The organism is Mesobacillus sp., assembly GCF_049588175.1.
Classification (GTDB): domain Bacteria; phylum Bacillota; class Bacilli; order Bacillales; family Cytobacillaceae; genus Mesobacillus.
On the sequence record NZ_JBAVFI010000433.1, the window covers coordinates 1 to 4,665 of the forward strand.

A 4,665-nucleotide genomic window follows, 5' to 3' on the forward strand; every position below is an offset into this window, starting at 1 on the left:
TCATCAATAATTGTTGCAATTATGTTTATGTCCATACCAGTCTTTCAAGTGTTACTTTCGCTTGGTTATCCATTTGGTAGGTATGCAATGAGAGGTTTTTATCAGGTTTTACCTTAAAACTTCTGCAGCCTTTTTCATGTTTCACTAGCAGTCAGGTAAGCGTAAAGAAATAATCCATATACATTCCCCATATTGTTAATACAGTATGTTATACTGTAAACAAACCTTTAAAGCTTTAAATCTTTTTATATTACCGGCTCCATCTCCCTACTCGGACAAAGAGTAGGGTTTTTTTATGAGTAAAAAAAAGAGAATATAAAAAAACAAGCTCTTTAATAAGAGCTTGTTTATGTCATCGATATAAGATTAAGCTTTTTGAACGTTAGTAGCTTGTGGTCCACGTTGACCTTGCTCAACGCCAAAAGTAACTTTTTGGCCTTCGTCTAAAGATTTGAATCCTTCAGATTGGATAGCAGAGAAATGTACGAATACGTCGTCTCCACCTTCGCGTTCGATGAATCCGAAGCCTTTTTCTGCGTTAAACCATTTTACTGTACCTTGTTCCATTTTTGTTGCCTCCTAGTGCGTTAAAACACAATGTATTACTATCCTTGCCCAAAGTGATTCTCAAGAAGAAAAGTCCATATTCATACTATCCCTTTACACCGAACAAAAATAATTCTTTTTTATCATAACAGGATACTGAAAAAATTGCAAATTAAAGGAAGGATGTCAAAAACGCAATACTGCTTGTATCTTGTATAATGAATGTTTTTTATCATTGGTTTATTCAATTATGTTCTGGATATACGGCTCTGAATCCAATACTGTCATGAACAGTATTCTATTTATAGACGACTGTTTTTTGCGTTGCATCCAGGATTAATTTTTCAAAAGGAAGGATTGATTAGAATGAAACGCGGATTTAAAGAGAGCAAGGGAAGCAGTTTTAGTCTGGTTTAAGGGCTAGGTAAAGTTTCTTCTTGAACAAAAGGGGGCGATTGCTGAACAAGGCAGTCGCTTTTGGTGTTATTTGCGCAGGTAGGTTTTATATAGAATAAAAATATTAAGGTTAGTTGAGATTTCATAATATACGCGGGGAAAAATAACCTTCCTTTTATAGGTAATCCAACACCATTCCTATTGTTTTAGCTTTTTTTGATTTCTGAAGAAAAAGTAGTTGACACTGAAAATAAATTTATGATATTATTAAAAATTTGATAAAAAATCATATATATGTTAAGGTTAAGAAGGTTACCATATATGGAGGTGGATTATTTGTTTCAAATTGACGATAACATTGTTTATCCAATGCACGGAGTAGGTATAATTAAAGCCATAGAAGAAAAGGAAATCTCAGGGGAAAAACAACAGTATTATGTTATAAAAATGTTAATCGGTAATATGCAAGTCATGATTCCTACGGGGAAAATATTGAGTTTAAATATACGCCCTGTTACTGACATAATTGCATTAAAACACATCATAAACATTTTTCATCATGGAGAATCAGATGGATTACTGCCGTGGAAACAAAGGTATAAAGTGAACACGGACAAAATAAAAACGGGTAAAATACAAGAATGTACTGAAGTTGTACGTGATTTAATGCGTATGAAGAAAGAAAAAGCACTTAATACAAGCGAAAAAAAAATGTTAGATAACGCACATGAATTTTTGATTAGTGAACTGGGATTAATTAAAGGAATCACTGAAAATCAAATAAAAAGTTTTTGTTAAGGTTTCTTTAAGATAAAGTATAACATGTCAGAAATATACTGAATTTTCTGATGATATGTTTGCTATTAAAAGTAAATCTTTTCAAGACATTCAACTTCTCCAACTCACCATTAGCACATTTACCTCTTTTGTTATTTCTACAATCTATATTATTTAAATTTCCTTTACGAACGTTTGAAGTTTCATCAAATTACTCGATAAAATAGTCACTTAATTTTTGCAATCCTGATTCACACTGGCACGGACAAGGAGCCGTAAGGATGAAAGAGAGGTAGGGCTTTCATTGTTTTAGGTATACAATATATTATTTAAGTCATTATTTCTAGAAGAAAAAACAATCAATCTCACCTCTATCATTAAGAATTTTTTCATCTGCTGAGAGGTTCGCCGGACCAGACCTTAGGACTAATCTTAAAAGAATTTTAAGGTGCACGGCTAGTAACGAACCATAGATCGACTAAATATAAAAGATGAAAGGACTCAGTGCCGAAAAGGTCTGAGTTCTTTTCATTTTCAGCAGGTTTAGAAAATCTGATAAGAAGCCCAAAATCACCTCTTTTGTAATTTCTGAACATTCCTAATATAATTACTTCAATTAATTTTGAAACCGCCTTCATTCCTAAAAGCTTGGTAGCTGCAGCGTTTTTGCTCTTTCCCTGATTTACGGGACTTTCCTTGAAACGATATGGATTCTTTGTTAGGTTAAGTAACCGTAGCCCCTTTGAGGGGGCAAATAAACTTGGACGGCATAATTAACATAAGAATTTTTTCGTGGTTCGGCTTTTTTAAGATGCCTGTTTATAACAACCACTATGTTAATTATTTCGTTTAGGGAAAACGAAGAGGAGAGATTTGGTGAATTTTGAAGTATTTATTTCTTTGGGTATTTATTTTATAGCGATGTTATTAATTGGGTTTTATGCATATCGGAAGACATCTAACCTGAATGATTATATGCTGGGAGGCCGTGGACTGGGGCCATCTGTAACAGCTCTTTCTGCAGGTGCGTCTGATATGAGCGGCTGGATGCTGATGGGATTGCCAGGCGCCATGTATACGACTGGACTTTCAAGTGCCTGGCTGGCAATCGGATTATCGATTGGTGCCTATTTAAACTACCTCATTCTTGCTCCAAGACTGCGAGCTTATACAGAATTAGCAAATGATTCAATTACCATCCCCGATTTTCTTGAAAACCGCTTTTCGGATCATACAAAGATTCTTCGATCCGTTTCAGCCATTGTTATTATCGTTTTTTTCACACTGTACACATCAGCTGGTCTAGTGTCTGGTGGTACTTTATTTGAATCAGCATTCGGGCTCGATTATCGAATTGGTTTATTCGTAACAGCGGGTGTTGTCATTGTTTATACGCTGTTCGGAGGATTCCTTGCGGTAAGTTTGACGGACTTTGTACAAGGCTTGATTATGTTTGTTGCACTTATCCTTGTACCGGTCGTGGCCTTTACCGATCTTGGTGGTACAGCAAATGTAATGGATAGTGTTCAAAAGATTGATCCAACATTAATGAATATCTTTAAAGGAACATCCGTGATTGGCATTATGTCCTTTTTAGCATGGGGCTTAGGTTATTTTGGACAGCCGCATATTATCGTCCGCTTTATGGCAATTAACTCTGTCGAAGAGCTAAAGCCTGCACGCAGAATCGCGATGGGCTGGATGATCATTTCGATTATCGGTGCATTAGCTGTAGGACTTGTAGGTATTGCCTATGTTTCAAAGAACAACGTCACACTTGAAAATCCAGAAACGATTTTCATCTTGTTTTCAAATATCCTTTTCCATCCTTATATCACTGGTTTTCTGCTTGCGGCAATTCTTGCTGCGATCATGAGTACGATTTCTTCGCAATTGCTTGTAACATCCAGTGCGTTGACGGAGGACTTTTACAAAGCGTTCTTACGCCGGGAAGCATCGGATAAGGAATTAGTGTTTGTTGGCAGAATGTCCGTTTTACTTGTTGCGTTAGTTGGTATCGGACTTTCGTATACGCCAAAGGATTCCATTCTTTCCCTAGTAGGGAATGCGTGGGCAGGATTCGGATCTGCATTTGGTCCAGTCATCCTGTTAAGTCTTTACTGGAAGCGAATGAACCGCTGGGGTGCATTAGCCGGCATTATCGTTGGTGCAGCCACAGTCATGGTTTGGATCAGCGTTCCAGCATTGAAAGGCTTCATGTATGAAATGATTCCTGGATTCTTCCTGAGCCTTATTGCCGTGGTGGTAGTAAGTCTTATGACAAATAAGCCAGGAAAAGCCGTACGAGAAGAATTTAATGAAATGGAAGAGATTATGTCTAACTAATATGAACATGGGGACGGTTCTCGCGTTTTAATTGAAACGTGAGATCCGTCCCCATTTTTCTTACCAAGGCGCTTGCACTTTCTATGCATAGTGATTAAGGATGATGGACGCCAACAGTCCGAGGGCTGTAATTAGACCTGTTATTGGTCCGCTTTCTTCGAAGGCTTCCGGCATCATCGTTGAAGCAATCATGGCGATGATTCCTCCGCCGGCGAAGGCTGATATCCCGGCCATGAGGCCATCTGATGCACCATCAAGGAAAAAGAATCCTGCCCATGAGGCAAATGTAGAAATGGCCAGTACCGATAACCACATTACAGTAATTTTTGTCTTGGAATAGCCGTTTTTCTTCATCCCCGCAGTACTGGAAAGACCCTCCGGAATATTACTGATAAAAATAGCGACTACGAGGAGGAAACTCACCGTTTCTTGCTCAAGAAGACTTGCGCCGATCATGATCGACTCTGGAACGGCATCGATGATGGTACCGATGAATAAGGCGATTCCCGCACTCTCAGCAGCCTGAGTTCCAGATCTTTTTCGATGCGAAGCTCCTTTTTTGGAGACGATATAGTCGAATATAGTAAAAACGGCAGCACC

The 4,665-nt window shown here is 37.9% G+C and carries 4 protein-coding genes; 2 read left to right on the forward strand and 2 right to left on the reverse strand.

Annotated features, from left to right (window positions below):
- Positions 1 to 366 precede the first annotated feature (366 nt).
- A complete protein-coding gene (locus WB217_RS10690; protein WP_423993215.1) occupies positions 367 to 567 on the reverse strand; it encodes a cold-shock protein in 201 nt (66 codons plus the stop codon).
- 696 nt (positions 568 to 1,263) lie between these two features.
- Here WB217_RS10690 and WB217_RS10695 point away from each other — a divergent pair.
- Entirely contained in the window at positions 1,264 to 1,740 is a 477-nt protein-coding gene (locus WB217_RS10695; protein ID WP_423993216.1) for a CarD family transcriptional regulator, read from the forward strand.
- An 855-nt stretch (positions 1,741 to 2,595) separates the two neighbouring features.
- Positions 2,596 to 4,065, forward strand: a complete 1,470-nt coding sequence (gene putP / locus WB217_RS10700) for a sodium/proline symporter PutP (protein ID WP_423993217.1) — start codon at positions 2,596 to 2,598, stop codon at positions 4,063 to 4,065.
- Between the two features lie 81 nt (positions 4,066 to 4,146).
- Here the strand turns inward: putP and WB217_RS10705 are convergent.
- On the reverse strand, positions 4,147 to 4,665 hold a 519-nt coding region (locus WB217_RS10705), incomplete at its 5' end, for a ZIP family metal transporter (protein ID WP_423993218.1).